Raw genomic sequence first — 26,529 nt, 5'->3', positions numbered from 1 at the left:
TGAACGTGCTTGGGTTCTTCAACACCGATTACAGCCACCCGCTCCGCTGGCGGATGACGCGGACGGGCTCAGCGCACGCCGCGACGCGGCTGCAACACAGCGCTAGCGCCAGGACTGCCGCGCCACACAGCCGATCGACACCAGCTTGGCGACGCGCACCACGAGGGGTTCGGCCATGTGGGCACATCACCCTTACGCATCTCTTCAAGCGGAAATTGCGACGACGGCGCGCCGCTTCGGCATCTGCTCGAGCCATTGCCCTACACCCGCGCTTTCCCATGGTGGAACCGCGCGCTACGACCTGCGGCGACAACCACGCAACTAAGTCGATTCGCCAGGATGCAGGCAACAAACAACTGAGACTCGGATGACCGATCCGATCGAGGGACATCAGGCTGCGCCGCTCAGCGCGGCAGCATCTGAAGTCCGCCCAGAACAATTCGATTTCGACCGCCTGATGGCGCGTCAAGAGACAGCAGAACGATTAACGATTCAGGAGAGATGACATGATCCCGGTAATTCTTTCAGGCGGTAGCGGTTCGCGCTTGTGGCCTTTATCCCGCAAGCTCTTCCCGAAGCAGTTCCTCGCGCTGACCGGCGAACAGACGCTGTTTCAGCAAACGGTCGAGCGTCTGGCGTTCGAGGGTATGCACCAGCCGCTGCTGGTATGCAACAAGGAACACCGCTTCATCGTCAAGGAACAACTGGCTGCGCGCAAACTCGGCGTTCAGGGCCTGCTGCTCGAACCGTTCGGCCGCAATACCGCCCCGGCCATCGCCATTGCAGCGATGAAGCTCATCGAAGAGGGTCGCGACGAGCTGCTGCTGGTTCTGCCGGCGGATCATGTGATCGAAGACCAGCGCGCGTTCCAGCGCTCACTGGCATTGGCGACCAACGCCGCAGAGAACGGCGAAATGGTGCTGTTCGGCATCCCGGCAACGCGTCCGGAAACCGGCTACGGTTACATCAAGTGCGACCTTGACGATGACAGCGGCCTGCCGGAAGGCATCAATCGTGTCAGCCAGTTCGTCGAGAAACCGGACGAAGCCCGCGCGCAAAGCTATGTCGAATCTGGCGACTATTACTGGAACAGTGGCATGTTCCTGTTCCGTGCCAGCGTCTTCCTCGAGGAGCTTAAGAAGCACGATCCAGACATCTACGACACCTGCTGGGTGGCGCTCGAGCGCAGCACCAAGAACGGTGATGAAGTAGTGATCGACCCCGCCACCTTCGCCTGCTGCCCGGACAATTCGATCGACTACGCGGTGATGGAAAAGACCAACCTCGCCTGCGTGGTACCCATGTCCGCGGGCTGGAGCGACGTGGGCTCCTGGTCGTCGATCTGGGACGTGCACAAGAAGGATGCGAACGGCAACGTGTTCAAGGGTGACGTGATCGCCGAAGATACCCGCAACTGCCTGGTACACGGCAACGGCAAGCTGGTGACCGTACTGGGTCTGGAAGACATCGTGGTGGTGGAAACCAAGGACGCCATGATGATCGCGCACAAGGACAAGGTGCAGGACGTCAAGAAGCTCGTCGCCCGCCTCGATGAACAGGGACGTCCGGAAACCCAGAACCATTGCGCCGTATACCGGCCGTGGGGCTGGTACGACTCGGTCGACATGGGCGGTCGCTTCCAGGTCAAACGCATCTGCGTCAATCCTGGTGCCAGTCTCTCGCTGCAGATGCACCACCATCGCGCTGAGCACTGGATCGTCGTTTCCGGCACTGCGCAGGTGACATGTAACGAGAAAACATTCCTGCTCACCGAAAACCAGTCGACTTACATTCCGGTCACTTCCGTGCACAGGCTAGCCAACCCCGGCAAGATTCCGCTGGAGATCATCGAAGTTCAATCCGGTAGTTATCTCGGCGAAGATGACATCGAGCGTTTCGACGATGTCTATGGTCGCGCCGAACATGGCGCGGAAGCCAAGACCGCTCGCTGATCGAAGTTGGCGAAACATAAAAACCCGTGCCGCAGACACGGGTTTTTATGTTTCCGCACAACTGAGCTCGTTAGCAGGCGCATAATCCAGCCGGGGAAGCCGATCGGAAGCAACAATCGGTAACAGGATGCTGCTCTCACGCCGTGCACTTCACTGCCGGCAGCCTTTTCCACCCATTCTTTGAACCACCTCTCGTTTTCACGTAGAGCGGGTCGCGGAAAATGCCGGGCACGAAAACTTTTTCGATAGACGACGTCTGATAAACCAAGCCTTGTCCTGCATTCCCCCCATCTGGCGGAACAACTGCAATCGCACAGTCCCAGCAGGCTATCTAATTAACATGAGAGAAACGGGTCAATTACGTGACGAAAGAAGAACTGCGTATCGAACTTGAGCGTCAGGCGCAGCGTTACAAGGAAATCTATGGCGGCGAAGTTACAACTTACGCAGCCAAGTCGGAGCCGGACCGCAAACCTTGGCGCAAGAAACCGTCCCTGCAGGACCGCGTGTTCCACGAGGAACTGCAAAAGATGGAAAAAGAGCAAGCCAAGCAGAATGAACTCAATCAGGAACAAATCTGACCACTTGGTCAAACTGGACTTCCAATACGGAACAGATTTGCTCCTTAACCGTGCAGCGATACCGAAAGTTGGCAAGTCGATGCCGACTTATCAGCCAGCCACAGCCACCATTACTTCGCTGGATCACGCGCACTGTCGTGGCTGGTGTGGACGCTCAGCGCGCGCAATCGTAGCGCACGCCTCACACTCAGCGTTTTCCACCCAACAGCGACCCAAGCAGGCCTCGCACGATCTGCCGACCAATCTGACTGGCCGCCTGGTTCAGCGCGCTCTTGAGCACCCGCCCGGCGAAGTCGCCGACGCCGCCGTTCTCGGCTTGGCCACGCGCACGCGATGGCGCCTCGGCAGGTGGTGTCTCAACCGCCTCCCGGGCCCGTGCTGTCAGCATCTCGTAGGCCGATTCGCGATCGATCGCCCGGTCATAACGACCACGCAATGGCGAATGCGCGATCAGGCTGGCACGCTCCGTCTCACTCAGCACGCCAACCCGCGACTGCGGCGGTGCCACGGCAACCCGTTGCACCATCGCCGGCGTGCCCTTCGCTTCCAGGCCCCCCACCAACGCCTCGCCGATACCGAGCTGGGTGAGCTCGTCGAGCGCTGAGAACTCGGGGTTTGCGCGGAAACCATCGGCCACCGAGCGCAGCGCCTTCTGCTCTTTCACGGTGAAGGCACGCAGGCCGTGCTGGACGCGCAACCCGAGCTGGGCCAGCACGTCGTCCGGCAGGTCGCTGGGCGACTGGGTAACGAAATAGACCCCGACGCCCTTGGAGCGAATCAGCCGCACGACCTGGACCAGACGGTCCTGCAGCGCCTTTGGCGTGTCATCGAACAGCAGGTGCGCCTCGTCGAAGAACAGCGCCAGGATCGGTCGATCCATATCACCACGCTCCGGCAACTGTTCGAACAATTCGGCGAGCAACCACAACAGGAAGGTCGCGTAGACCTTGGGCGCCTCATGCACCAGTCGGCTGGCATCGAGCAGATGGATCCGGCCACGACCGTCACGCTCCGGCTGCAGCAGATCCGCCAGCTGCAACGCCGGCTCACCGAAGAGGGCGTCGGCACCCTGCTGCTCGAGCGTGGCCAGGCGCCGCTGCAGCGCCTGCGACGAGGCGCCGGTAAACAGCGCGCTGTCCTCGCCAAGTACCTGGGGATTGTCCTTCAGGTGGGTCAGCAGCGCCTTCAGGTCCTTCAGATCCAGCAGCAATAGCCCCTCGCGGTCGGCCACCTTGAACGCCGCATAGAGCGCTGCCTGCTGGCTATCGGTCAGCTCCAGCAGATTGCCCAGCAACAGCGGACCCATCTCGCTGAGCGTGGTGCGCAAAGGATGTCCGCTCTGGCCATGCACGTCCCACAGGGTCACCGGATATGCCCGTGGCTGATGCTCCAGCCACGGCATGCTGGCGATACGCTCGGCGATCTTGCCCGCGGGCGCACCAGCGGCGCCAAGGCCGCACAGATCACCCTTGATATCAGCAGCGAATACGGCAACGCCGGCGTCACTGAACTGTTCGGCCAGCCGCTGCAGGGTCACCGTCTTGCCGGTTCCGGTAGCACCGGCGATCAGCCCGTGCCGGTTGGCGAGCCGCAGCGGGTGCAGATTGGGCTGGCCGTGGGCATCGGCCCCCAGTACCAGATGATCGACAAATGCATCCATCAGCTATCTCTCCGTGTACGGGGTGGCGATCGCTCAGCCGAGCGCGGCGCCGCTGGCCTGTGGGTTGCTGTCCGGGTAATCGTTGAACGCGTTCACTTTGTCGGCGCTGGCGATGGACTGCAGATGCGCCCACAACGCGGCGGCCCCGGCGAACTCGGTACCCAGCTCGTCGCTCAGAGCATCGGGATCGTAGCGCCGGGTACAGCCACTGCCGATGACGGGTGGCGCCTCGGCCGTGGCTCGCTCGAACGGATCACCCATGAGCATCCCTTCCGATCAGTTGAATACCAGGGTCTTGTTGCTGTGCACCAACACGCGGTCCTGCAGGTGATAGCGTAGCCCGCGGGACAGGACCATCTTCTCCACGTCCTTGCCCAGCCGCACCATGTCCTCGACGCTGTCGCGATGGCTGACGCGCACCACATCCTGCTCGATGATCGGACCGGCATCCAGCTCCTCGGTCACGTAGTGGCAGGTCGCCCCGATCAGCTTGACACCTCGCATCGACGCCTGGTGATAGGGCTTGGCACCGACGAAGGACGGCAAGAAGCTGTGATGAATGTTGATGACGCGCTGGGCGAATTCCTTGCACAGCTCTGACGGCAGGATCTGCATGTAGCGCGCCAATACGATTGCATCCGCCCCATGCTCACGCACCAGCCGGGTCACCTCGGCAAACGCCTCGTCCTTGCGGGTCGGCTCTACCGGCACATGGAAATACGGGATGCCATGCCACTCGACCATGCTGCGGAGGTCGTCGTGATTGGAGATCACGCAGGGGATATCGCAGTCCAGCTCATCGCTATGCCAGCGATGCAACAGATCGGCCAGACAATGCGACTCGCGGCTGGCCATCAGCACGACGCGCTTGCGCTGCTCGGAATCGGTAATGCGCCACTCCATGGAAAACTCGCGCGCAATCGGCGCGAAGGCCTGACGGAAACCGTCGAGGTCGAAAGGCAGGGAATCGGCGCGAATCTCGTGACGCATGAAGAACCATCCACTCTGATGATCAGAATGATGGTTGGCCTCGGTAATCCAGCCGTTATAGGTCGCCAGAAAATTACTGACCTTGGCCACGATGCCGACGCCGTCGGGACAGGCAATAACCAGCCTGAAAGTGCGCATTAAAGATGACTCCGCTCTAAACAAAAGACGCCGCATTCTAGCCCAGCCACCTAAACCGCGCCCATCTCGGAAAGCAGGAGGACGAAGCACCCGCTATCGCTCTCAAGCATCGGCTACGGCAGGCGACGGCGACAACAAAGAGGCGCGGGACCGGCAGTTGCGAACATATATGAGGCAAAGGGGAAAACCCACATTGCAGTCATGCCGGGTAAATTATTGTCAGCAAACTGACCGCGCTATACGGCAAAGCGTTGAGCGAGTTCAATTGTTCGACTTTTACCTTAATGCCGACAACGCTCGTTAAAAGGACATTTCACACAAATAAACACACCTTTTTACCGGGCAGCTATATTTACTTGCAGATTGCGCATGACTATGATTGCTGCCACTTGCGTACAAACCTATCCCAAGGAAGCCACATGTCCCTGATCAACGAATACCGCGCCACGGAAGAAGCCATCAAGGAACTTCAAGAGCGTCTGAAGTCCCTGTCTGCCGATGACAAACTGAAAAAGGAACTGGAGTTCGAAGGCAAACTGCGCGAACTCATGGGCGAATATCAGAAGTCGCTGCGCGACATCATCGCTCTGCTTGATCCGGACGCCCGCACCAAAGCACCGCGCGGTGCCGCCAAAGCGCCGGCCACCAGCAAGCGCGCGCGTCGAGTCAAGCAATACAAGAATCCGCACACCGGCGAAGTTATTGAAACCAAAGGCGGCAACCACAAAACGCTGAAAGAGTGGAAAGCCAAGTGGGGCGCCGAAACCGTAGAAAGCTGGGCCACTCTGCTCGGCTAATAGTTGCGGTCATATAACGAAACGCCGCATCCCTCGACGGGGATGCGGCGTTTTTGTTTGTATGGCACAAGCTCAGTCGCTAATCGCATAACGCTCGCGCAACTGCTGCGCATGGCTACGCCATTGCTCAAGCAGCTGTGTTTGTTCCGGACTTGCAGTGGCCCGAAACTGGCGTAGCCCTTCGTCAAACTGCCGCAGCGTATTCGGCGCTCCATATTCCGTCGCAATCAACCGCAGCCTGCAGAACTGTCGCCACTGCTCGCGCTCGGTCGCCGACAATGCTTCGGGGAAGTTACGCGCGCGATAACGAAACAGCAGTTCCAGCAGACGCGGATCGTCGAACACCCAGGTTCGCGCGGCACACTCTGCCGCCGACAGGCTTCTCACCTGCTCACACAGGCGACGGTCGCGGTCACCGAGAAAACCGTCATAGAGCTGCTGTTCGGGATCGAGACACTCTTCGAACGCCTCTTCCTCGTAGATGTGCGACAGCTTGGGTAGCCACTCCTGCTGGGTATCGCGCAGCCACTGCGCGCGTTGCTGGCACTCCTGCAGATCCAGCTGCAGCCGTGCGACATCCCCTTCGCGCAACACACTCAAGGGCGCCAACACTGGGCACCGATTGACGTGCACCAGCTTCAGCGGTGTCGGTAGCGCGCCCTCCTCCAGAGCCTCGAGGCGGGTGTAGAGGCGCTGACGCAAAGTTTGCGCGCTCTCATCGCACAGCACCGAGGTGTCGGCCTGCAGATCACAAACGATCAGCGCATTGCGGTTACGTGGATGCCAGGCCAGCGGCAAGACGATCGACAGATAATGACGTTCGGCAGAAAAACGCCCCGAGACATGCACCAGCGGCTTGAGCAACTGGATCTGGTCCAGGACGGCCTGCTTGCGACGCAACTGATACAGATAGGTGTAGAGCCTCGGTTGCCGCTCCCTGAGCAGTCGCGCCAACGCGATGGTGGCACGCACATCGGACAACGCATCGTGCGCGTGCATGTGCTCCAGCCCGTTGGCCGCGCTCAGCCGCTCGAGCTTGAGCGTTACCCGGCCGTTCTCCTCCGGCCAGACGACCCCTTCCGGGCGCAATGCATAGGCGGTGCGCACCAGGTCAATCAAATCCCAGCGGCTGTTGCCGCCCTGCCACTCGCGGGCGTAGGGATCGAAGAAGTTGCGATAGAGACTGTAACGGGTCATCTCGTCGTCGAAGCGCAGGTTGTTGTAACCAGCGCCACAGGTGCCTGGCGTGGCCAGCTCCTGATGCAGGCGGTTGATGAACTCCGCTTCGCATAGCCCCTTCTGCTGCAGGATCGACGGCGTGATGCCGGTCACCAGGCAAGCGGCCGGATGCGGGAGGATGTCATCTGCCGGGCGGCAATAGATGTTCAGCGGTTCACCGATTTCCTCCAGCGCCTCGTTGGTGCGGATACCCGCCACCTGCAACGGACGGTCGCAGCGCGGCGAGATGCCGGTGGTTTCGTAGTCGTACCAGAAGATGCTCGGGCTCACGAAAAGATCCTTCTCAGTCATCGCGCGCCAGTCTAACAGGCGTTCGCGACGCTCATCGCGCAGCGCTCCCGCACACAGCGTCTTCGAATTCGGCCCATCGCGCGAATGAGTACGCGAGCCTGAGAATCGCCTCGCAACCGTCAGCACGTTTCGTGCCACGCACATTGATCCGCCAGGCCGTTGCCGCATAGCATCAGCCTCCGCCGTCACCCATACGAGCCCGATCCTTGCCACCCGCCCACCTGCCCACCGCGCTACTGGACAATCGACACCGGGTCGAAACGCCCGAAGGGATCGATCTGCTGCTACGTCCGGCAGGCCTGGTGCCGCGTGCGCTGGCCTTCGCCGTGGACCTGGCAATACGTGCAGCCATCCTCCTCACGCTAGTCCTCGGTTTCGGTCTGCTCGGCAAATTCGGCGGCGGGCTGAGCGCATTGCTGCTGTTCCTTGTGCAGTGGTGGTACATGGTGCTGTTCGAAGTGCTCAACCAGGGCCGCACGCCGGGCAAGCAATGGATGGGCCTGCGCGTGGTGCACGATGACGGCACGCCGGTCGGCTGGGCGGCGTCACTCACGCGCAACCTGCTGCGCTTCGCCGATATGCTGCCATTCGGTTATTTCCTTGGCGCACTGAGCTGCCTCGCGCACCCGGCATTCAAGCGGCTTGGCGACATCGCCGCAGGTACCCTGGTGGTCTATCGCGACCAGCCTGCCGAGCGCCCGGCGCTGCCGGAGATCGAGGCGCAGAGCGCGCCGATCGAGCTGGATCGCGAAGCCCAGCGGGCACTGATCGAGTTTGCCGAGCGCCGGGCAACCCTGACGCCGGAGCGCAGCCAGGAACTCGCCGCGCTGCTCGCCGAGCCCATGCAGCTCAGCGCATCCAACGCGGCGCCGAGCCTGGTCGCCATCGCCCAGGGTCTGCTGCGCACCACGCTGAAACAGGAGGCCTTCGAGCGCCAGCATCGGATCGAGTGGGAGACATTCGCCACCCAGTTGGACAGCCTCGAACGCACCAGGTCCGGAACCACCGGCAATCTCGACTTCCCCGCAGCCTATCGGCGGCTCTGCCAGCAGCTGGCCCTGGCCGAAGCACGCGGTTACAGCAGCCAGCTGCTCGAGCAGCTGCGGCAACTGGCACTGCGCGGCCATCAGCAACTCTATCGCCATCGCAGCCCGCTGCTCGGCCGACTGCTGGGTTTCATCCTCGGTGGCTTCGCCCGGCTGGTGCGCGCCGAGTGGCGCAGCGTGCTTGCCTCCAGCCTGCTGTTCTACGGCAGTCTGCTCGGCATGGGCCTGCTGGTCTTTGCTTTTCCTGAACTGGTCTACAGCCTGGTGCCCGCGGATCAGGTCGCGCAGATGGAAGCAATGTACGATCCCGACGCCAGCCGCCTGGGTCGCTTCGGCGAGCGCGGCTCGGCCGACGATTGGCTGATGTTCGGCTACTACGTGATGAACAACATCGGCATTGCTTTCCAGACCTTCTCCGGCGGCCTGCTGTTCGGCGTCGGCAGCCTGTTCTTCCTGATCTTCAACGGCCTGACCATCGGTGCGGTGGCCGGCCACCTGAGCGAGATCGGCTATCACCAGCCATTCTGGTCCTTCGTGATCGGCCACGGCGCCTTCGAACTCACCGCCATCACCCTCGCCGGTGCAGCGGGTCTGAAGCTTGGCGCGGCGCTGATCGCGCCCGGCAGGCACCGCCGTGGCGAAGCCCTGCGCCTGGCGGCGGCTTGCGGCGTCCGGCTGGTTGCCGGTGCCACCCTACTGCTGTCGATCGCGGCGTTCATCGAAGCCTACTGGTCATCGATGACCTACAGCTCGGCCAGTATCAAGTACGTGGTAGGCGCGCTGCTCTGGTTGCTGGTCGCGCTCTATTTCGCGTTCGCCGGCAGGAGTCGTCATGCGACTGACTGAAGCGAACCTGGCGATTCGCCCGCGTAGCGCCTGGGAGGCGCTGGACCTGGGCACGCTGTTGGCGCGGCGCCACGCCGGCGTGCTCATGCTCAGCTGGGCGACGCTTACGCTGCCGGTATTCGGCCTGCTCAGCCTGCTGTTCTGGCAGCAGCCGACCCTGGCGCTGTTGCTGTTCTGGTGGCTGAAGCCACTGTACGAACGCCTGCCGCTACATATTCTTTCACTCGCGGTTTTCGGCGACGCACCCGATCTGCGACAGAGCCTGCGTGCCCTGCCCGGCCTGCTGCGCCCCCAGTGGCTGGCCAGCCTGACTTGGCGCCGCTTCAGCTCGACCCGCAGCTTCGACCTGCCGGTATTGCAGCTTGAAGGGCTCTCCGGCCAAGCACGACACCAGCGCCTGAGCGCACTCGGCCAACGTGACCGCAGCGCGGCACGCTGGCTCACCGTGGTCGGCATGCACCTGGAAGGTGCACTCTGGCTCGGCCTGCTGGCATTGCTCTATTTCTTCCTGCCGACCCAGCTGGTGCAAAGCTGGAGCTGGCAGGACCTGCTCGGTCTGGACAGCGACTGGTTGTGGCTGGAACACCTGTCCAATCTGCTCTACGTCCTCGTATTGATTGTCTGGGAACCAATCTATGTCGCCTGCGGTTTCAGCCTCTATCTGAATCGGCGCACGCTGCTCGAGGCATGGGACCTCGAACTCGCCTTCCGCCGCCTGCGCGCACAACTGCTGACAACGCTACCGGCACTGCTGCTAGGACTCTGCCTGCTGTCGCCAAGCCAGCCCGGATGGGCCGCGAACGCGGCAACGACACCCGCCGACCAGTACCAGGCTCCGGCGGGCGCTCGCCCGCTCGAGTCACCCCTGACTCGCGACTTGGCCCGCCAGCAGATCAGCGAGCTGCTCGATCAACCGCCATTCAGCAATCGCGAGACGGTCACCCGCTGGCGCTTCGCCGAGACTCCGGACGATGTCGAAGCGGGCGGCCTGACCCGCCTGCTGGAGAACCTGTTCCGCCTCACGCAGTTCGGACAAGGCCGGGAGCGCCTGGCGCTGCTGATCGAGACCCTGCTCTGGAGCGCCTTCGCCCTGCTGATCGTGCTGCTGCTGTGGCGTCGACGCGACTGGCTGCAGGCTTTTGGCCGCCGCCTGCCGCACCCCACCAGGCGCCGCAAGGTCCCGCCAGCGCTGCTGTTCGGCCTCGAGGTAGCCCCGGAAAGCCTGCCGGACGACGTCGCCGCCGAGGCCGAACGGCTCTGGCCGACACAACCACGCCAGGCCCTCGGCCTGCTCTATCGCGCCCTGCTCAGTCGGTTGCTGCACGATTTCCAACTGCCGCTCAACGCCAGTCATACCGAAGGCGAGATGCTGCAGGCAGTGCGCACGCTCGAGCATCCCGAACTGATGCATTACGCCGAAACGCTCAACCGCCACTGGCAGAACCTCGCCTACGGCCACCAGCCGCTCGCCGAGCCACGCTGGAACGAACTCTGTGCTGGCTGGCGCGCGCTGTTCGACGGGAGGCCGGGCCGATGAAATGGCGACTGCTGACATATCTGGGCGTCGGCCTGGTGCTGCTGATCGGTCTCGGCGTGACAGTCATGCTCGAGCCCTACGACGAAGTCATCGACCACGGCCCCGCGCCGGAAACTCGCGGCAATCCCTACCTGGCCGCCGAGCAGTTCCTGCGCCGCACCGGCCGCCCGATCAGCCGCAGCGAGCATCTCGCCGACCTCGACGAGCTTCCCGCGGCGGGCCACAGTCTGTTGCTACTCGGCGACCGGGGCCGGCTGACATCCCAGCAAACCCAGCGCCTGCTCGACTGGGCGGCCCGCGGCGGGCACCTGCTGTTCGTTGCCGAACGACTGTGGAACGAAGCAGACGGCCGGAGTGGCGACCTGCTCGCCGACCGGCTCAACCTGCAGCAGTACGCCAGCGAGAGCCACAACAACAAGGACGATCCGCATGGCGAGTCGGCGGCCAACGAAGAGCATCCGCAACTGACCAAGCTGTACCTGGAGAACGAAACCAGCCCGGCCTATCTCGCCTTCGACACCGATTTCCACCTCTACGACGCCGATAACCGCGCCCACGCCTGGGCCAACAGTGCCGGCGCCACGCACATGCTGCAGCTGCGCCACGGCGACGGACTGATCACCGCCATGACCGACGCCTGGATCTGGCAGAACGACCGCATCGGCGAGTACGACCACGCCTGGCTGCTCTGGTATCTGACCCAGGACAGCAGCGTCACTCTGGTCTATCGCAACGATCATCCGGGACTGTCCAGCCTGCTGCTGAAGCATTTCCCCGAGGTGCTTGCAGCGCTCCTGCTGCTCGCGCTGCTGGGCGCCTGGCATTTCGGCCAGCGCCACGGGCCGCTGCAGACACCTGCAGACCACACGCGCCGCCGACTGCACGAGCATCTGCTGGCTTCCGCGGAGTTCACCCAGCGGCAGGCAGGCCGAGAGCACCTGTTGGCGCAGCTGCAGCAGGAGATCGCACAGCGTGCCGGCCGACACCAGGCGGACTTCAACCTGCTCGACGGCGAGGAACAGCGGCGTCTGCTCGGCCTGCTCAGCGGGCTGCCGGCCCCCGTCATCAACCAGGCCATGCGCCCTCCGGCGCGACTCAGCGCCATCGACTTCACCCGGCAGGTTGCCGACCTGCAAACACTCAGGAATGCCTTATGAGCGAACCAAACGTCGAACCAAGCAGCAGCACCGCACCCGCCCAGCAGGGCAACCAGCGCGAGCGTGCCAGCCAGCTGGCACAGGCGCTGCGCGAGGAGTTGCGCAAGGCGGTGATCGGTCAGGACGAGGTCATCGACGGTGTTCTGACCGCGCTGATTGCCGGCGGCCATGTGCTGGTCGAGGGCGTGCCGGGACTGGGCAAGACCCTGCTGGTACGCGCCCTGGCGCGCTGCTTCGCCGGCGAGTTCAGCCGTATCCAGTTCACCCCCGATCTGATGCCCAGCGACGTCACCGGCCACGCCGTCTACGACCTGCAGAGCGAGCAGTTCAAGCTGCGCAAAGGTCCGGTATTCACCAACCTGCTGCTGGCCGACGAAATCAACCGGGCGCCGGCCAAGACCCAGGCCGCGCTGCTGGAGGTGATGCAGGAGCGCCAGGTCACGCTGGAGGGGCGAGCCCTGGCGGTACCGCAGCCGTTCCTGGTGATGGCGACGCAGAACCCCATCGAGCAGGAAGGCACCTACCCGCTGCCGGAAGCGGAGCTGGATCGCTTCATGCTGATGCTGCGCATGGATTACCCCAGCGCCGACGCGGAGCTGCTGCTGGTTCGCCAGGTGACCCGCTCCGCCCGGGCCGACATGCTGGATGTCAGCGCACTGCGCCCGCAACTGACGGCCAAGGATGTGTTGGCGCTGCAGCGGATCGCCAGCGATCTGCCACTGGACGAGCAAGTGCTCGACTACGCAGTGCGTCTGGCGCGCAGCACTCGCGGTTGGCGCGGACTGGCACTAGGCGCCGGACCGCGTGCCTCCATCGCGCTGGTACGGGGAGCCAGAGCACGCGCGCTGCTGCGCGGTGGCGCGTTCGTCACCCCGGATGACGTCAAAAGCTGTGCGCTGAGCGTGCTGCGCCACCGCGTGCGGCTATCACCCGAGCTGGATATCGAAGGCCTGTCGGTAGACCGCGTGCTGCTGCAGCTGCTCGACCAGGTCGCGGCACCACGCCTGTGACTGTCATGCCCACGCGCTCCGCAAGGTCTCAGCAGCCATGATTCCGTCCCGCCGTATGCTGGCGGCACTCGCGATACTCGCGCTGCTGGGCTTGCCGCTGGGCATCCTCAGCGCGCTTGGCGAGCCCCCCTCCGCCGGCTGGCGTTCGCTGTGGTGGGGCCTGTTGTTGGCGCTGGCCCTGCTCGCCGCGCTCGACGCGCTCCGTCTGCGGCGCACGCCTACGCCGCTGGTCGAACGCCGCCTACCCACACGGCTGCCGCTGGGGCATTGGAGCGAGGTGCGTCTATTGGTACGTCAGCACAGTGCCGCGCCGCTGAGCATGGAGATTTTCGATCATCCACCGGCACAGATGGATTTCGAGCAGCTACCTCGGCGCATACACCTGCGCCCAGCGGAGCACTGCGAATTCAGCTACCGCCTGCGACCGCTGCAGCGCGGGCTTTTCGCCTTCGCCCGGTGCGAGATCCGTCTGAGCTCAGCGCTGGGGCTGTGGCACAGCCGACGCCTGCTGGCCCTATCCGACAGCACGCGCGTCTATCCGGATTTTGCCCAGCTGCACAGCGCGGGCCTGCGCGCGGTCGACGATTGGCTGAACCGGCTCGGCGTGCGACAGCAGCCGCGGCGCGGCCTGGGGCTGGAGTTTCACCAGTTGCGCGAGTTCCGCGAGGGCGACACTTTGCGGCAGATCGACTGGAAGGCCACCGCGCGCATGCGCACCCCCATCGCACGCGAGTATCAGGACGAGCGCGATCAGCAGATCCTGCTGCTGCTCGACTGTGGCCGGCGTATGCGCAGCCAGGACGACCAGCTGTCGCACTTCGACCACGCGCTCAACGCCAGCCTGCTGCTGGCCTACGCCGCCCTGCGCGAGGGCGATGCGGTCGGATTCAGCACCTTTGCCAGCGACCAGCCGCGCTTTCTCGCCCCGGCCAAGGGCCAGGCACAGCTGGGCACGCTGCTGAACGGCGTCTATGACCTGCAATGCACCCGCCAGCCAGCCGACTTCAACGCCGCGGTCGACCAGGTGCTGGTTCGCCAGCATCGCCGTGCCCTGGTGGTCGTGCTGAGCAACCTGCGCGACGAGGATGACGACGAGCTGTTCACCGCAATGCAGCGCCTCGCACGTCGGCACCGGGTACTGCTGGTCAGCTTGCGCGAAGAGGTGTTGAGCCGCGTCCAACAGCGGCCGGTGGAGAACCTCGATGACGCCCTCGCCTATTGCGGCACGCTGGCGCATCTGGAGCGGCGCGAAGCACTGTATCGGCGTCTGGTGGCGCACGGTCTGCCGGTACTGGAAGCGCGACCGCACGAGCTGGGCCCCGAGCTGGTTGGCCGCTACCTGGCCTGGAAGCGTGCCGGCGCACTTTGAGCCGGCACGCACCGTCGCCCGCGTGACTCACATGCCGCAGCAGCAGCCCTTGTCAGCGGAACGATCGGCCGCATACGGCGGCAGGGATAGCGGCGCGTACTGGATCGGCTGGAAGCTGAAGTAGTGATGCAGCGCGGCGATCATTTCCTGGATGTCACCTGGCGGCGTGATCAGCGCGAACCCGGTGTCGTAACTGCCGGGCGTGACATCCTCGCGTGACCACAGGCTCTTCGCGCTGAAATCCACGAAACGCAACTGGCCGTCGTGGCGAGGGATCTTCAAGCGCATCTCGAAACGCTCCTCGAGCATCATCGGATAGCGGCTGATCAGCATCAGACCTCCCTCGGAGAGGTTGCCGATGAAGCCCAGCGGCTTGTCGGTGTAGCGATTGAACACGTTCAGGTAGTACGGCAACTGATGCCGCTGGATACGGCGCTGATTCGACATATTCATGGTTCGAGCCTGCCTTTGCGCATGCCCCTGCCACTGCTTCCAATCCGCTCAGTCACATCGTTGGCGAATACGACTGGCCAGTTGCTGCCGGGCTTTCTCAATCTCGCTTTCACTGTAGTAGACCCGCTCACCCGCTGCATCGGTACGAAAATAACGCCCGCCGCGCTGCAGCACGGCCAGTTCCTCGCGCAGCCCGCGACATTCCTTTTCACGCTGTGCGCGCTGCTTGCCAACCTGCGCGGCATCGGCCTGTTGCTCCTGGCGCCGTGCGTCGAAGAATTTCTCGCTACGCTCCTCGCGCTGGCGAGTCGCCTCATCGCGCTCGATGATCTGTGGACGCACTTCGACTTGCTCGGCACCCGCTGCCGGCCGCTGACCGAAGTGCACCCGCCCTTCGGCATCGGTCCAGCGATAGATCTGCGCCGTCGCCAGCGGTGGCAACAGAGCAAGCAGCAGCAACAGGACGCGCATGGTTCCTCTCCTTGGATGGCATGTTCGCGAAACGGTTCAGCGTCCGGCGGGATGGACCACCGCCGGTTCGACCGGCTCATAGTGCCCGAGCTGGCGCAGCGTCTCCAGGCGCGCCGCGGCACGGTAGGCGTATTCGCTGGCGGGATAGCGGGCGCGGATGAAGCGGTAGGTCTGTGCCGCGTCGACGTACAGCCCCTGGCGTTCCAGGCACTGGCCGCGCAGCAGGGAAATCTCCGGCTGCACCTCACCGCGTCCGCGCGTGCGGCGTTCAGCCTGCGACAGGGCAAGCATGGCGCCGCCGCAGTCGCCCGCTTCGTAGCGGATGTAGGCCTCGTTGAGCTGACGATCGGCGGCATGCTGGCTGCTGCAGCCAACGGTGAACAGGGTCAGGCAGGCAATGATCAGGGTACGCATGAATGGCTCCTCCGGAGCCGGCTTATCGACCGTCGCGGGAAAAACTGCAGGCATTCGGGCCGGCAAAAGAGTAGTGCGGCGGAACAATGACTACAGCGAACGAGCATAGTAGCCTCCGGACAGTCAGAAAAAGGAGCCATTGCATGACACCGCGTCGCACCAAGATTGTCGCCACCCTGGGCCCGGCGAGCAGCTCGCCCGAGGTATTGGAAAAGATGATCGTCGCCGGGCTGGATGTCGCCCGTCTGAACTTCTCTCACGGCTCGCCCGACGAGCACCGCGCCCGCGCCGAACTGGTCCGCACGATTGCCGCTCGCCATGGCCGCTTCGTCGCGCTGCTCGGTGACCTGCAGGGCCCGAAGATCCGCATCGCCAAATTCGCCAACAAGCGTATCGAACTCAAGGAAGGCGACAGCTTCCGCTTCTCTGTTACCCACCCGCGCGACGCCGGCAACCAGGAAGTGGTCGGCATCGACTACCCGGACCTGGTCAAGGACTGCAGCGTCGGTGACGAACTGCTGCTGGACGATGGCCGCGTGGTGATGCGCGTCGACGCCGCCACCGCCGATGAACTGCACTGCACGGTACTGATCGGTGGCCCGCTGTCGGACAACAAGGGCATCAACCGCCGCGGCGGCGGCCTAACCGCGCCGGCACTGACGGCCAAGGACAAAGCTGACATCAAGCTGGCCGCCGACCTGCAGCTGGACTATCTGGCGGTGTCCTTCCCGCGCGACGCCGCCGACATGGAACTGGCCCGCCGTCTGCGTGACGAGGCCGGCTCCAGTGCCTGGCTGATCGCCAAGATCGAACGCGCCGAGGCCGTCGCCGATGACGAGGCGCTCGACGGCCTGATTCGCGCCAGCGATGGCGTGATGGTCGCGCGCGGCGATTTGGGCGTCGAAATCGGCGACGCCGAACTGGTCGGCATCCAGAAGAAAATCATTCTGCATGCCCGGCGCTACAACAAGGTGGTGATCACCGCGACGCAGATGATGGAGTCGATGATCCACAACCCGATGCCGACCCGCGCGGAAGTGTCCGATGTAGCCAACGCCGTGCTCGACTACACCGATGCGGTGATGCTGTCGGCCGAAAGTGCCGCGGGCGAGTATCCGGTGGAAGCCATCAAGGCGATGGCACGCGTCTGCTGCGGAGCCGAGAAGCATCCGACCAGCACTCGCTCCGGCCACCGTCTGGGTCAGACCTTCGAGCGTTGCGACGAAAGCACCGCGCTGGCGGCGATGTACACCGCCAACCACTTCCCGGGCGTCAAGGCCATCATCAGCCTGACCGAAAGTGGCTACACCCCGCTGATCATGTCGCGCATCCGTTCCTCGGTGCCGATCTTCGCTTTCTCGCCCCACCGCGAAACTCAGGCGCGCGTGGCCTTGTTCCGTGGCGTGCAGACAGTGCCGTTCGACCCGGCGGCATTGCCGGCCGACAAGGTCAGTCAGATGGCGGTGGAAGAGCTGCTCAAACGCAACGTGGTGCAGCCCGGCGACTGGGTGATCCTGACCAAGGGAGACAGCTATCACGACAGCACCGGCGGTACCAACACCATGAAGATCCTGCGAGTCGGAGACTCGTTTAGCTGATGGACCGCGCGAGCCGGCCTACCCGGCTCGCGCCCCCCTCTCGCGCCAACGTGCAACGCCTTGGCAATTCCGACGACGCACTCAATCTCCGTCCAGCCCGTCCCCCACTTCTCGCTCGAGAAAGCAGTCACTCAGAACCTGTCCCCGCGGCAACCCCGCGAGAAACAACTGTTTGCAGCTGGCGGCAACGAATTCGGCATGCCCGCAGACCAGCGCGATCTCCTGTCGTGACGCGACCCGCAGTTCGCGTATGCGTTGCTGCGCCTGGCTGGCGTCAGCCCACTGCACCTCCAGCCCGGCATGCTGACCCGCCAGTTCCAGCAGTGGCCCAGCCAGGTAGGAGCGTTCGCGCACAAGGTGGAGCAGGCGCACAGGCCCGGAATGCTGCTGACGCAGCGCCTCACGCAAAATGGACCACAGCGGCGCCAGCCCGGTGCCGCTGGCGAGCAGCAACAGCGGTCGCTCCGCCCAGTCCGGATCGTAGTGCAGCGCCCCGCCGTGCAGCTGCCCCAGGCGCAGTCGATCACCGGGCTGCAGCCGGCGAGCCGCCGTGCTGAAGGCACCCGGCCGGCTACAGTCGAGGTGGAATTCCAGCCAACGGTCCTCGCCCGGCAGGCTTGCCAGCGAGTAGGGCCGGGCAATGCCAGTCGGCGTCCAGAGCAGTACGTGCTGGCCGGCGCGATAACGCAATGGCCGTTCGGGCAGCAAGCGCAAGCGCAGCACATCGTGGTCCAGCCAGTCGGCACTATGCACCTGCGCCGACAGCCCCTCATGTGCAGGATCGAACGGTTCCACGCACAGATCGGCCGTCACACGGCACTGACAGGCCAACCGCCAGCCCTGGCTGCGTTGCGCCGCCGACAGCGCAGCGGGACGTTGATCGAGCGGCTCCCCATCCACGCAGCGCACCAGACAAGCATGGCAGCTACCTGCCCGACAGCTGTAGGGCACGCGCAGCCCGGCCTGGTTCAACGCATCGAGCAGGTTGGCGCCGACCTCTACCGTCCAGTGCCGTCCGCCACAACTCAGTTCAGGCATCGCTGGTCGCCCAGGCCGCCTCGCAGCGATTGCGTCCGCTGCGTTTGGCGCGGTACAGCGCCTCATCGGCGCGCTGCAGCGACGCCTCCAGATCATCGCCAGCATTCAGCAACGTCAGGCCGACCGACAGGCTCAGTTGTCCGGCCTGGATACCGGGGTCCACTGGCTGGGCATTGGCGAACGCCTCACGCAGGCGCTCGCAGCAGGCACTGAATTGCTCCGCGTCGGTGGTCGGCAGCAACAGCACGAACTCTTCACCGCCATAGCGCGCAAGCACATCGCCATCACGCAGGCAGGCCCGTGCGACGGCGGCGAAGGTCTGCAGCACGCGATCACCGGCAGCATGGCCGTGCATGTCATTGATCCGTTTGAAATGATCGAGATCGATCAGTGCCAGCCCGATCTGATGCCCGTTGCGCAGTCGGCCCAGCTCGCCTTCGGCGATACGCAGGAAGCGCCGCCGGTTGTACAGGCCGGTGAGTTCGTCGGTCGACGCCAAGTCCTCAAGCTGGCGCAGCATGCCGCGCAGCGTGTCCTGGTGAGCCTGCAGGGCAAACCGGCGCTGACGCATGCGCTGGCGCAGTTGGTAGACGTAATTGACGAACAGGCACATCCAGGTCAGCGTCACCAGCAGCACGCTCGCCTCGAGCAGAAACGCCGCCGGTTCGGCCAGTCGCCCCAGGTAGGAATCGACCACGTTGAGCCCGACGAAACTGACGAATGCCAGCACGGCGTAGCGGATGAATACCTTGGGCGGCAGAAACACCGCGAACATCAGTACCAGTAGGTAGAGCACCAGCAGCGAGCCGCGTGCGCTACCCAGGTTGAAGAGAAAGTAGGTCAGCCACACCAGCGCCACCAACACCTGTGGCTCGGTCAGGCTGGGATCCTCGAAGCGCAGGTTGAACCCGCGCCAGAACAGTCCGAGAAACATCAGCTGGCTCAGCACGATCAGCACCGAGCAGACCACCGCACTGCCAAGCGACGCCTTGTAGAAGCCTGCAGCGACCGTGATCCACGTCAGCAGCAGCGCCAGCCCGTAGGTCAGCGCGGCCATTGCGAATCGCTTCATGACCAGCTGCTGCAACGACCGCTGATCGATCTCGTCACGCCTTGCGCTCATAGGGATCCGTCCCGCTGTGGCAATGGGTCGCACTCTACGCCAGCAAAATTCAAAAACCTAGCCAACATCCCTTCACTCCTGGTCCATCCGTGTACCCGACAGTCCGACGGGTTATACTGCTGCGCTTTTTTTACTCGGCACGCCGACTGCCATGCTCGACGCGCCAAATCTCCGCCCCGCCACGAGGACGCGCTGCATGACCGTGATCAAGCAAGACGACCTGATTCAAAGCGTCGCTGACGCTTTGCAGTTCATTTCTTACTACCACCCCGTCGACTTCATTCAGGCGATGCACGAAGCCTACCTGCGTGAAGAATCTCCGGCCGCGCGCGACTCCATGGCGCAAATCCTGATCAACTCGCGCATGTGCGCCACCGGTCATCGGCCGATCTGCCAGGACACCGGCATCGTCACCGTGTTCGTTCGGGTCGGCATGGACGTGCGCTGGGATGGCGCCACCATGAGCCTGGACGACATGATCAACGAGGGCGTGCGCCGCGCCTACAACCTGCCGGAAAACGTCCTGCGTGCTTCGATCCTGGCCGACCCGGCAGGTTCCCGCAAGAACACCAAGGACAATACCCCTGCGGTCATCCACTACTCCATCGTCCCCGGCGACAAAGTGGAAGTGGACGTCGCGGCCAAAGGCGGCGGCTCCGAGAACAAGTCGAAGATGGCCATGCTCAACCCGTCCGACTCGATCGTCGACTGGGTCCTGAAGACCGTGCCGGAGATGGGCGCTGGCTGGTGCCCGCCGGGCATGCTGGGCATCGGCATCGGCGGTACCGCGGAAAAAGCCGCGGTGATGGCCAAGGAGGTCCTGATGGACCCGATCGACATCCACGAACTGAAGGCCCGCGGCCCGCAGAACCGCATCGAGGAGCTGCGCCTGGAGCTGTTCGAGAAGGTCAACCAGCTGGGCATCGGCGCCCAGGGCCTGGGCGGCCTGACCACCGTACTCGATGTGAAGATCATGGACTACCCGACCCACGCCGCCTCGCTGCCGGTGTGCATGATCCCCAACTGCGCCGCCACCCGTCATGCGCACTTCGTGCTCGACGGCTCCGGTCCGGCCGAACTGACCCCGCCGCCGCTGGACGCCTACCCGGAAATCGTCTGGGAAGCCGGCCCGAGCGCACGCCGCGTCAACCTCGACACCATCACCCCGGAAGAGGTGCAGAGCTGGAAGCCGGGCGAGACCATCCTGCTCAACGGCAAGATGCTCACCGGCCGCGACGCCGCGCACAAGCGCATGGTCGATATGCTGAACAAGGGCGAAGAGCTGCCGGTGGACCTCAAGGGCCGCTTCATCTACTACGTCGGCCCGGTCGATCCGGTCGGTGACGAAGTGGTTGGTCCGGCCGGCCCGACCACTGCCACGCGCATGGACAAGTTCACCCGGCAGATCCTCGAAAGCACCGGCCTGTTGGGCATGATCGGCAAGTCCGAGCGTGGCCCGATCGCCATCGAGGCGATCAAGGACAACAAGGCCGTGTACCTGATGGCCGTCGGCGGCGCCGCCTACCTGGTTGCTCAGGCGATCAAGAAGTCCAAGGTGCTGGCCTTCGCCGAACTGGGCATGGAAGCGATCTACGAGTTCGAGGTGAAGGACATGCCGGTTACCGTGGCCGTCGACACCAAGGGCGAGTCGGTGCACATCACCGGCCCGGCGATCTGGAAACAGAAGATCGCCGACAGCCTGGCGGTGGAAGTGCAGTAAGCACTTCGCGTCAGATACAAAAAAAGCCCGGCCAAGTGCCGGGCTTTTTTGTTTCCTCGTTTTCTGCGATCAACCACGCTTGCCACGCAGTTGGACGAACAGTGTCTCGACCTTCTGCCGGGCCCACGGTGTGCGGCGCAGGAAGGTCAGACTCGACTTGATGCTCGGCTCGCTCTTGAAGCAGCGGATATCGACCCGCTGCGCCAGCCCTTCCCAGCCGTAGTGCGCCTGCAGTTCGACCAGCATCGCCTCGAGGGTGACGCCATGCAGTGGATTGTTCGGGGCCGTACTCACTGGGTAGGTTCTCCTGGCGGGACCGCCGCCTGGCATGCGGTCATCGGTGACAAAAATGGGCACGACCAGCGGCGCTGGCCGGCCGTCGCGCATGCTACAGGGTTATCTGGGTGCCGAGCAGCTTGAGAAATCCCGCCAGCCAGGCCGGGTGTGCAGGCCACGCCGGAGCGCTGACCAGATTGCCCTCGGTGTGCGCCTGGTCCACCGGAATATCCACGTACTCGCCACCGGCCAGCTTAACTTCCGGCGCACAGGCCGGATAGGCACTGCAGGCACGGCCCTTGAGCACGCCGGCGGCAGCCAGCAGCTGAGCGCCGTGGCACACGGCCGCGATAGGCTTGTTCGCTGCGTCGAAGGCGCGAACCAGCGCCAGCACCTGCTCGTTCAGGCGCAGGTACTCTGGAGCCCGCCCGCCGGGGATGACCAGCGCATCGTAGTCTTCGGCGCGTACTGCGGCGAAATCGAAATTCAGCGCGAAATTGTGGCCCGGCTTCTCGCTGTAGGTCTGGTCACCCTCGAAATCGTGAATCGCGGTACGCACGCTATCGCCCGCCTTCTTATCAGGGCAGACCGCATGTACGCGATGCCCGACCATCTGCAGGGCCTGGAAAGGCACCATGGTTTCGTAGTCTTCGGCATAGTCGCCGACCAGCATCAGGATGTTCTTCGCCGCCATTGATCGTTCCTCTTGTCAGGTTAGGAGCATCGCTCAGTTGCGCAGCGGCCTCAGCCGCCGCGATTGAAGATATTGACCAGCAATCGATCGAGCCCGCCCCAGAGCCGCTGATACAGCCGCATATGCAGCGGCCGGGCGTACCACTTGCGCAGGTCGATCTCCAGGCTTTGCTGAAAGTCGCGTTCGAAGCTCTGCACCACCTGTGCGGTCAGCTCGGGATCGATCGCCTCGAGATTCGCCTCGAGATTCCAGCGCAGGTTCCAGTGATCGAAGTTGCAGGAGCCAACGCTGACCCAATCGTCCACCAGCACCATTTTCAGGTGCGAGAAGTGTGGCTGATATTCGTGAATTCGCACGCCGGCGCGTAGTAACCGCGGATAGAAACGCTGGCCGGCGTAGCGGATCGGCGGATGATCGGTGTTGCGACTGGTCAGCAGCAGACGCACCTCGACGCCACGACGAGCCGCGCGGATCAGCGCCCGCCGCACCTTGCCGGTGGGCAGGAAATAGGGGGTTGCCAGCCAGATGCGTTTTTCCGCCTGGCGCAGGTTGCGCAGCAGGCTGTGGAGAATGTCGCGATGCTGGCGCGCTGCCGAATAGGCCACGCGGCCGAGGCCGGAACCGGTCGGCAGCAGCGGAATCCGCGGAGCCTTCTGCGGCAGCGGGAACTGCCAGATGCGCCGCTTGAGGCAGTTCACCCAGTGGCTGTCGAACAGCACCTGCCAGTCCTGCAGCAGCGGGCCGGTCATCTCGACCATCACCTCGTGCCAGTACACCTGCGGCAGCTGGGGATTCCAGAATTCATCGGTCACGCCAGCGCCGCCGACATAGCCCTTGCAACCGTCGACCAGCAGAATCTTGCGATGGTCCCGATGCAGGTTGCGCATCTTCAAGCGCAGCGACAGCGGGTTGTACAACCGCAGTTCAACCCCCGCTGCGGCGAGCCGGTCGCGACTGCCCTGGCTCATCTTCAGGCAGCCGAAGCCATCGAACAGACAGCGCACGCGCACACCCCGCCCTGCAGCAGCCAGCAGCACCTCGAGCAGCCGTTCGAGGCAGTGCCCATCCTCCACCAGATACAGCTCCAGATCCACGCGCCGTTCGGCGCGTTCGATGGCCTCGAGCATCGGCGGGAAAAACTGCGGACCGTCAATCAGCAACCGAAACTGGTTGGCGCCGCGCCAGGGGAATACCGCGCCGGTCGGCATCATCGGCGGCTAGCTCCGCCTGGTCTGGCTGCACGGTTGAACAAGGAAGAGACGAACAGACAACGCAATGGCATGAAATCCTTTTATTCCGATTGTGCCGCCGTGGCCTCGGGCAGCCCGCACGAGCGCGACCGACACGCGTGACGGCAACTGACGGATCGGGCAGCTTAACCAGTCCGCAGCGCATGGCAAAGCGCCCGCAGCCGCACTCCGGCGGTCCGGCGTATGAAGCACGGCTTGATGGAGGTCAACGGCAACGGACATGAGCATCAGCTGAATATAGGTCCGTGGCGGCTGGCAGAGTTCCCCGGCCGTTTCAGCTGGAGACTGGCGACTCGATGCCCAGCTGCAGCAACGCCTTGCGCAGGCGCTCGGCCTGAGCGCCGCGGGCGAGCCCAAGTACGGCGCGATCACGCAGCCACAACGCCGACCATGCACCAGGCGTGCTCACCAGCGCCCGTTCGAGTTCTGCCTGCAGCGTGGCGAACTGCTCGCTCAACGCAGCCAGCAACACATGCGTGGCGGCCTCGCCCACTGGCTGGCGTGCAACCTCGGCAGCGCCGGCCAGCACACCGGTCAGCCGCAGCAGCAACCCTTGCGGCCAGGCGTGTTCCAGCGCCACGCCGTACAGCCATCCCGCCAGCGCCACCAGAACGTACAGATCCTCCAGCGTGCGAAACGGTTTGACGTAGTCATCCCAACCATCACCGGCCAGGCGCTGGCCCGCCGCCTCGGTCAAGCGCAGTCGCGCATGCGGAATGTCCGGCACCAGCGGCAATGGCGACCCGGCCTCGAGCGTTACACCGCCAGCCGTCGCCGAGAGCAGATACATGCCCAATCGCGGTGCTTCGTCGGCGCCTTCCTCGCGGGCCGGCACCAACAGCCAGCTCACCGCCGCGCCGGCAGTCACGAAATCCTTGGCGCCGACCAAGTGGCCGGCGGCGCTGCGGGTGGTCATGTCGGCCGGACGCAGTCGGCGATTCTCCGTTGCACAGAGCGCACCGAGCCCCTTCGGCGCTTCCGGCCACAACGCCCGCAGCGCCTGCTGGTAACCCGCGAGAAACGCCAGCCCCGGAGTCGCGGCCAGCCGCCCCCCCAGCAACGCTCGGGCGAACGGCGCCGCATCGCCCGGGTGTTGCTGTACACGGGCATGCCAATCGTCCAGCAGGGCGGTGCCCGGCAGGCGCTGCAGCGGGCCCAGCAACCCATCCCACGACATCGATCTCTCCAAAATCCCTCCGTTTGCGGGCCGTCACCCAACCATCACCGATCCGTCACAGCCGTGACACGGCTGCTACCTAGCCTGAGCCGGCCACCTGAACGACCGAGCGCAACCATAACAAGCAGGCGCCGCCGATTGCCAACCCGCCACCGCCAGGGGCGGAACAGGAGTAGACCGCATGAATGCCATCGATCACCCACGCAGCACCCGCCAACTGCAAGCCGAGCGCCTGGTCGGCGCAGCGGCCCTGCGCGAAGCTCAGGCCCTGCGCTATCGCGTGTTCAGCAGCGAATTCGACGCATGCCTGCAAGGTGCGGAGTTCGGTCTGGACATGGATGACTACGACGCCCACTGCAGCCACATCGGCGTGCGCGATCTGAGCAGCGGCGCGCTGGTTGCCACCACGCGCCTGCTGGACCACCTGACCGCCCGCCGCATCGGCCACTTCTACAGCGAACAGGAATTCAGCCTGCACGGCCTGACGGCCCTGAACGAGCCGCTGCTGGAGATCGGCCGCACCTGTGTCGATCCGGCCTACCGCAACGGCGCAACCATCGCCGTGCTCTGGGGCGAACTCGCGGAAATCCTCAACCAGGGTGGCTACCGCTACCTGATGGGCTGCGCCAGCATTCCCATGCGCGACGGCGGCGTGCAGGCGCAGGCCATCATGCAGCGGCTACGCGAAGCGCATCTGAGCACCGAACTGCTGCGTGCCGAGCCGAAGACGCCGTTACCGCAGCAGGAGCTGGCGCCGAACGTCACCGCGCAGCTGCCGCCCCTGCTCAAGGCGTACATGCGCCTGGGTGCGAAAATCTGCGGCGAGCCATGCTGGGACCCGGACTTCCAGGTAGCCGACGTATTCATCCTGCTCAAGCGCGACGAACTCTGCCCGCGCTATGCGCGTCACTTCAAGGCAGCGGTGTGATGCGGCGCTTACGCCTGTACCTGCGCCTGCTGCGCATCGGGGCGGTGGTCTTGCTCGGCGTATTGCTCGCCGCCGCCATCGAGCTGGGCAGCCGGATCGGTGTGGTCACATCGATGGAACGCAAGCAGCGTCTGACGCAATGGTTTCTTGCCCGACTGGCAAACGCCCTGCCGCTGCAGGTACGCGTGATCGGTGAGTGCCCTGGCGAGCCGATGCTGTGGGTCGCCAACCACATCTCCTGGAGCGACATTCCACTGCTCGGTGCGCTGCTACCGATGTCGTTCCTGGCCAAGGCGGAAGTGCGCCAGTGGGCGGTGCTGGGCTGGCTCGCCCATCAGGCCGGCACGCTCTTCATTCGCCGGGGCGCCGGCGATACCGCGCAGGTGAACCGCGAGCTAGCCAGCCACCTGCGGGATGGTCGCCATTTGCTGATCTTTCCGGAAGGGACCTCGACTGCCGGGAATACCCTGCGCACGTTCCACTCCCGGCTGTTCGCCTGCGCCGTGGAGTCCGGCTGCGCGATTCAGCCGGTCGCCATTCGCTACCTGCGTGACGGCGAGCCCGATCCCCTCGCGCCTTTCGTCGGTGACGACGATCTGCTGTCGCATCTGCGCAGGCTGCTGGCCGGTGATCTGGCCGAGGTAAAGATCCAGCTGCTACAGCCGATCCGCAGCGAGAACATGCGCCCGCGCGAACTGGCGAGCGAAGCCCAGGACGCCATCGTCCGGGCGCTGTTCGGCGCTGCCGCGGAGCTCGATCAGGCGGCCTGAACAC

26 protein-coding genes and 1 pseudogene are annotated in these 26,529 nt (G+C 64.2%); 14 read left to right on the top strand and 13 right to left on the bottom strand.

Annotation, left to right across the window (positions count from 1 at the left end; all coding sequences use genetic code 11):
- Window positions 1–367: 367 nt before the first annotated feature.
- The 3 genes from N8H22_RS15225 (at window position 368) to N8H22_RS15215 (ending at window position 2,533) form a co-directional block, all read left to right on the top strand.
- Entirely contained in the window at window positions 368–505 is a 138-nt protein-coding gene (locus N8H22_RS15225; protein ID WP_264591352.1) for a hypothetical protein, read from the top strand.
- A 1-nt stretch (window position 506) separates the two neighbouring features.
- Window positions 507–1,952 carry a mannose-1-phosphate guanylyltransferase/mannose-6-phosphate isomerase gene (locus tag N8H22_RS15220; protein ID WP_264591351.1) on the top strand — a complete coding sequence of 482 codons (1,446 nt, stop codon included), beginning with the start codon at window positions 507–509 and terminating at the stop codon, window positions 1,950–1,952.
- Window positions 1,953–2,314: 362 nt separating this feature from the next.
- Entirely contained in the window at window positions 2,315–2,533 is a 219-nt protein-coding gene (locus N8H22_RS15215) for a hypothetical protein (RefSeq protein WP_264591350.1), read from the top strand.
- A gap of 187 nt (window positions 2,534–2,720) precedes the next feature.
- On the opposite strand, the gene N8H22_RS15210 is transcribed toward N8H22_RS15215, so the two are convergent.
- From N8H22_RS15210 to purU, 3 genes are read right to left on the bottom strand one after another with little or no spacing between them, the layout of a single operon-like run.
- A complete protein-coding gene (locus tag N8H22_RS15210; RefSeq protein WP_264591349.1) occupies window positions 2,721–4,193 on the bottom strand; it encodes a DUF853 domain-containing protein in 1,473 nt (490 codons plus the stop codon).
- 33 nt (window positions 4,194–4,226) lie between these two features.
- Complete coding sequence (locus N8H22_RS15205) at window positions 4,227–4,454, bottom strand: hypothetical protein (RefSeq protein WP_264591348.1); 228 nt, start codon at window positions 4,452–4,454, stop codon at window positions 4,227–4,229.
- Between the two features lie 15 nt (window positions 4,455–4,469).
- A complete protein-coding gene (purU, locus tag N8H22_RS15200) occupies window positions 4,470–5,321 on the bottom strand; it encodes a formyltetrahydrofolate deformylase (RefSeq protein WP_264591347.1) in 852 nt (283 codons plus the stop codon).
- Between the two features lie 419 nt (window positions 5,322–5,740).
- Between purU and mvaT the strand changes: the two genes are divergently transcribed.
- Entirely contained in the window at window positions 5,741–6,118 is a 378-nt protein-coding gene (gene mvaT / locus N8H22_RS15195; RefSeq protein WP_264591346.1) for a histone-like nucleoid-structuring protein MvaT, read from the top strand.
- A gap of 72 nt (window positions 6,119–6,190) precedes the next feature.
- On the opposite strand, the gene sbcB is transcribed toward mvaT, so the two are convergent.
- On the bottom strand, window positions 6,191–7,627 hold the full coding sequence (gene sbcB, locus N8H22_RS15190; protein WP_264591345.1) for an exodeoxyribonuclease I: 1,437 nt from the start codon (window positions 7,625–7,627) through the stop codon (window positions 6,191–6,193).
- A 227-nt stretch (window positions 7,628–7,854) separates the two neighbouring features.
- On the opposite strand from sbcB, the pseudogene N8H22_RS15185 reads away from it, so the two are divergent.
- The 6 genes and pseudogenes from N8H22_RS15185 to N8H22_RS15160 all read left to right on the top strand — a co-directional run.
- Window positions 7,855–8,493 (top strand): annotated as a pseudogene (locus N8H22_RS15185) (RDD family protein); the annotation flags it as partial.
- 66 nt (window positions 8,494–8,559) lie between these two features.
- The gene (locus N8H22_RS15180; protein WP_264591459.1) at window positions 8,560–9,540 is read left to right on the top strand and encodes a stage II sporulation protein M; all 981 of its coding nucleotides are present in this window, start codon (window positions 8,560–8,562) and stop codon (window positions 9,538–9,540) included.
- A complete protein-coding gene (locus N8H22_RS15175) occupies window positions 9,527–11,077 on the top strand; it encodes a DUF4129 domain-containing protein (protein WP_264591344.1) in 1,551 nt (516 codons plus the stop codon). Before N8H22_RS15180 ends, N8H22_RS15175 begins: the two co-directional genes overlap by 14 nt.
- Complete coding sequence (locus N8H22_RS15170) at window positions 11,074–12,234, top strand: DUF4350 domain-containing protein (RefSeq protein WP_264591343.1); 1,161 nt, start codon at window positions 11,074–11,076, stop codon at window positions 12,232–12,234. The genes N8H22_RS15175 and N8H22_RS15170 overlap by 4 nt, the downstream gene beginning before the upstream one ends.
- Window positions 12,231–13,244: a MoxR family ATPase gene (locus N8H22_RS15165; protein ID WP_264591342.1), complete on the top strand. Its 1,014-nt coding sequence runs from the start codon at window positions 12,231–12,233 to the stop codon at window positions 13,242–13,244. Before N8H22_RS15170 ends, N8H22_RS15165 begins: the two co-directional genes overlap by 4 nt.
- Before the next feature lie 37 nt (window positions 13,245–13,281).
- The gene (locus tag N8H22_RS15160; RefSeq protein ID WP_264591341.1) at window positions 13,282–14,613 is read left to right on the top strand and encodes a DUF58 domain-containing protein; all 1,332 of its coding nucleotides are present in this window, start codon (window positions 13,282–13,284) and stop codon (window positions 14,611–14,613) included.
- 27 nt (window positions 14,614–14,640) lie between these two features.
- Here N8H22_RS15160 and N8H22_RS15155 read toward each other — a convergent pair whose 3' ends face one another.
- The 3 genes from N8H22_RS15155 to N8H22_RS15145 are packed head-to-tail and all read right to left on the bottom strand — an operon-like array spanning window position 14,641 to window position 15,951.
- Window positions 14,641–15,066, bottom strand: coding sequence for a PilZ domain-containing protein (locus N8H22_RS15155; protein ID WP_264591340.1), 426 nt, complete (start codon window positions 15,064–15,066; stop codon window positions 14,641–14,643).
- A 48-nt stretch (window positions 15,067–15,114) separates the two neighbouring features.
- Window positions 15,115–15,537: a DUF4124 domain-containing protein gene (locus tag N8H22_RS15150; RefSeq protein ID WP_264591339.1), complete on the bottom strand. Its 423-nt coding sequence runs from the start codon at window positions 15,535–15,537 to the stop codon at window positions 15,115–15,117.
- A 36-nt stretch (window positions 15,538–15,573) separates the two neighbouring features.
- Window positions 15,574–15,951 carry a hypothetical protein gene (locus N8H22_RS15145; protein WP_264591338.1) on the bottom strand — a complete coding sequence of 126 codons (378 nt, stop codon included), beginning with the start codon at window positions 15,949–15,951 and terminating at the stop codon, window positions 15,574–15,576.
- Window positions 15,952–16,094: 143 nt separating this feature from the next.
- Between N8H22_RS15145 and pyk the strand changes: the two genes are divergently transcribed.
- Window positions 16,095–17,549: a pyruvate kinase gene (gene pyk, locus N8H22_RS15140; protein WP_264591337.1), complete on the top strand. Its 1,455-nt coding sequence runs from the start codon at window positions 16,095–16,097 to the stop codon at window positions 17,547–17,549.
- Between the two features lie 81 nt (window positions 17,550–17,630).
- Here the strand turns inward: pyk and N8H22_RS15135 are convergent, their stop codons facing one another.
- Both N8H22_RS15135 and N8H22_RS15130 read right to left on the bottom strand, forming a co-directional pair.
- The gene (locus tag N8H22_RS15135) at window positions 17,631–18,587 is read right to left on the bottom strand and encodes an iron-sulfur-binding ferredoxin reductase (protein WP_264591336.1); all 957 of its coding nucleotides are present in this window, start codon (window positions 18,585–18,587) and stop codon (window positions 17,631–17,633) included.
- Window positions 18,580–19,710: a GGDEF domain-containing protein gene (locus N8H22_RS15130; RefSeq protein WP_264591335.1), complete on the bottom strand. Its 1,131-nt coding sequence runs from the start codon at window positions 19,708–19,710 to the stop codon at window positions 18,580–18,582. The genes N8H22_RS15135 and N8H22_RS15130 overlap by 8 nt, the downstream gene beginning before the upstream one ends.
- Window positions 19,711–19,906: 196 nt before the next feature.
- On the opposite strand from N8H22_RS15130, the gene N8H22_RS15125 reads away from it, so the two are divergent.
- Entirely contained in the window at window positions 19,907–21,430 is a 1,524-nt protein-coding gene (locus N8H22_RS15125) for a fumarate hydratase (RefSeq protein ID WP_264591334.1), read from the top strand.
- Window positions 21,431–21,499: 69 nt separating this feature from the next.
- On the opposite strand, the gene N8H22_RS15120 is transcribed toward N8H22_RS15125, so the two are convergent.
- From N8H22_RS15120 to N8H22_RS15105, 4 genes are all read right to left on the bottom strand, one after another.
- Complete coding sequence (locus N8H22_RS15120; RefSeq protein ID WP_264591333.1) at window positions 21,500–21,724, bottom strand: VF530 family protein; 225 nt, start codon at window positions 21,722–21,724, stop codon at window positions 21,500–21,502.
- 94 nt (window positions 21,725–21,818) lie between these two features.
- Window positions 21,819–22,400: a DJ-1/PfpI family protein gene (locus tag N8H22_RS15115; protein ID WP_264591332.1), complete on the bottom strand. Its 582-nt coding sequence runs from the start codon at window positions 22,398–22,400 to the stop codon at window positions 21,819–21,821.
- Window positions 22,401–22,450: 50 nt separating this feature from the next.
- Entirely contained in the window at window positions 22,451–23,608 is a 1,158-nt protein-coding gene (locus N8H22_RS15110; RefSeq protein ID WP_264591458.1) for a phosphatidylserine/phosphatidylglycerophosphate/cardiolipin synthase family protein, read from the bottom strand.
- A 316-nt stretch (window positions 23,609–23,924) separates the two neighbouring features.
- Complete coding sequence (locus N8H22_RS15105; RefSeq protein ID WP_264591331.1) at window positions 23,925–24,827, bottom strand: acyl-CoA dehydrogenase family protein; 903 nt, start codon at window positions 24,825–24,827, stop codon at window positions 23,925–23,927.
- Window positions 24,828–25,008: 181 nt separating this feature from the next.
- Between N8H22_RS15105 and olsB the strand changes: the two genes are divergently transcribed.
- Together olsB and N8H22_RS15095 are read left to right on the top strand one after the other, a co-directional pair.
- Window positions 25,009–25,755: an L-ornithine N(alpha)-acyltransferase gene (gene olsB / locus N8H22_RS15100; protein ID WP_264591330.1), complete on the top strand. Its 747-nt coding sequence runs from the start codon at window positions 25,009–25,011 to the stop codon at window positions 25,753–25,755.
- Entirely contained in the window at window positions 25,755–26,525 is a 771-nt protein-coding gene (locus N8H22_RS15095) for a lysophospholipid acyltransferase family protein (RefSeq protein WP_264591329.1), read from the top strand. The genes olsB and N8H22_RS15095 overlap by 1 nt, the downstream gene beginning before the upstream one ends.
- Window positions 26,526–26,529: the final 4 nt, after the last annotated feature.

Source organism: Stutzerimonas sp. S1 (assembly GCF_025966695.1).
In the GTDB taxonomy this organism is placed as follows: domain Bacteria; phylum Pseudomonadota; class Gammaproteobacteria; order Pseudomonadales; family Pseudomonadaceae; genus Stutzerimonas.
This window is presented reverse-complemented; position numbering and strand designations above follow the sequence as displayed.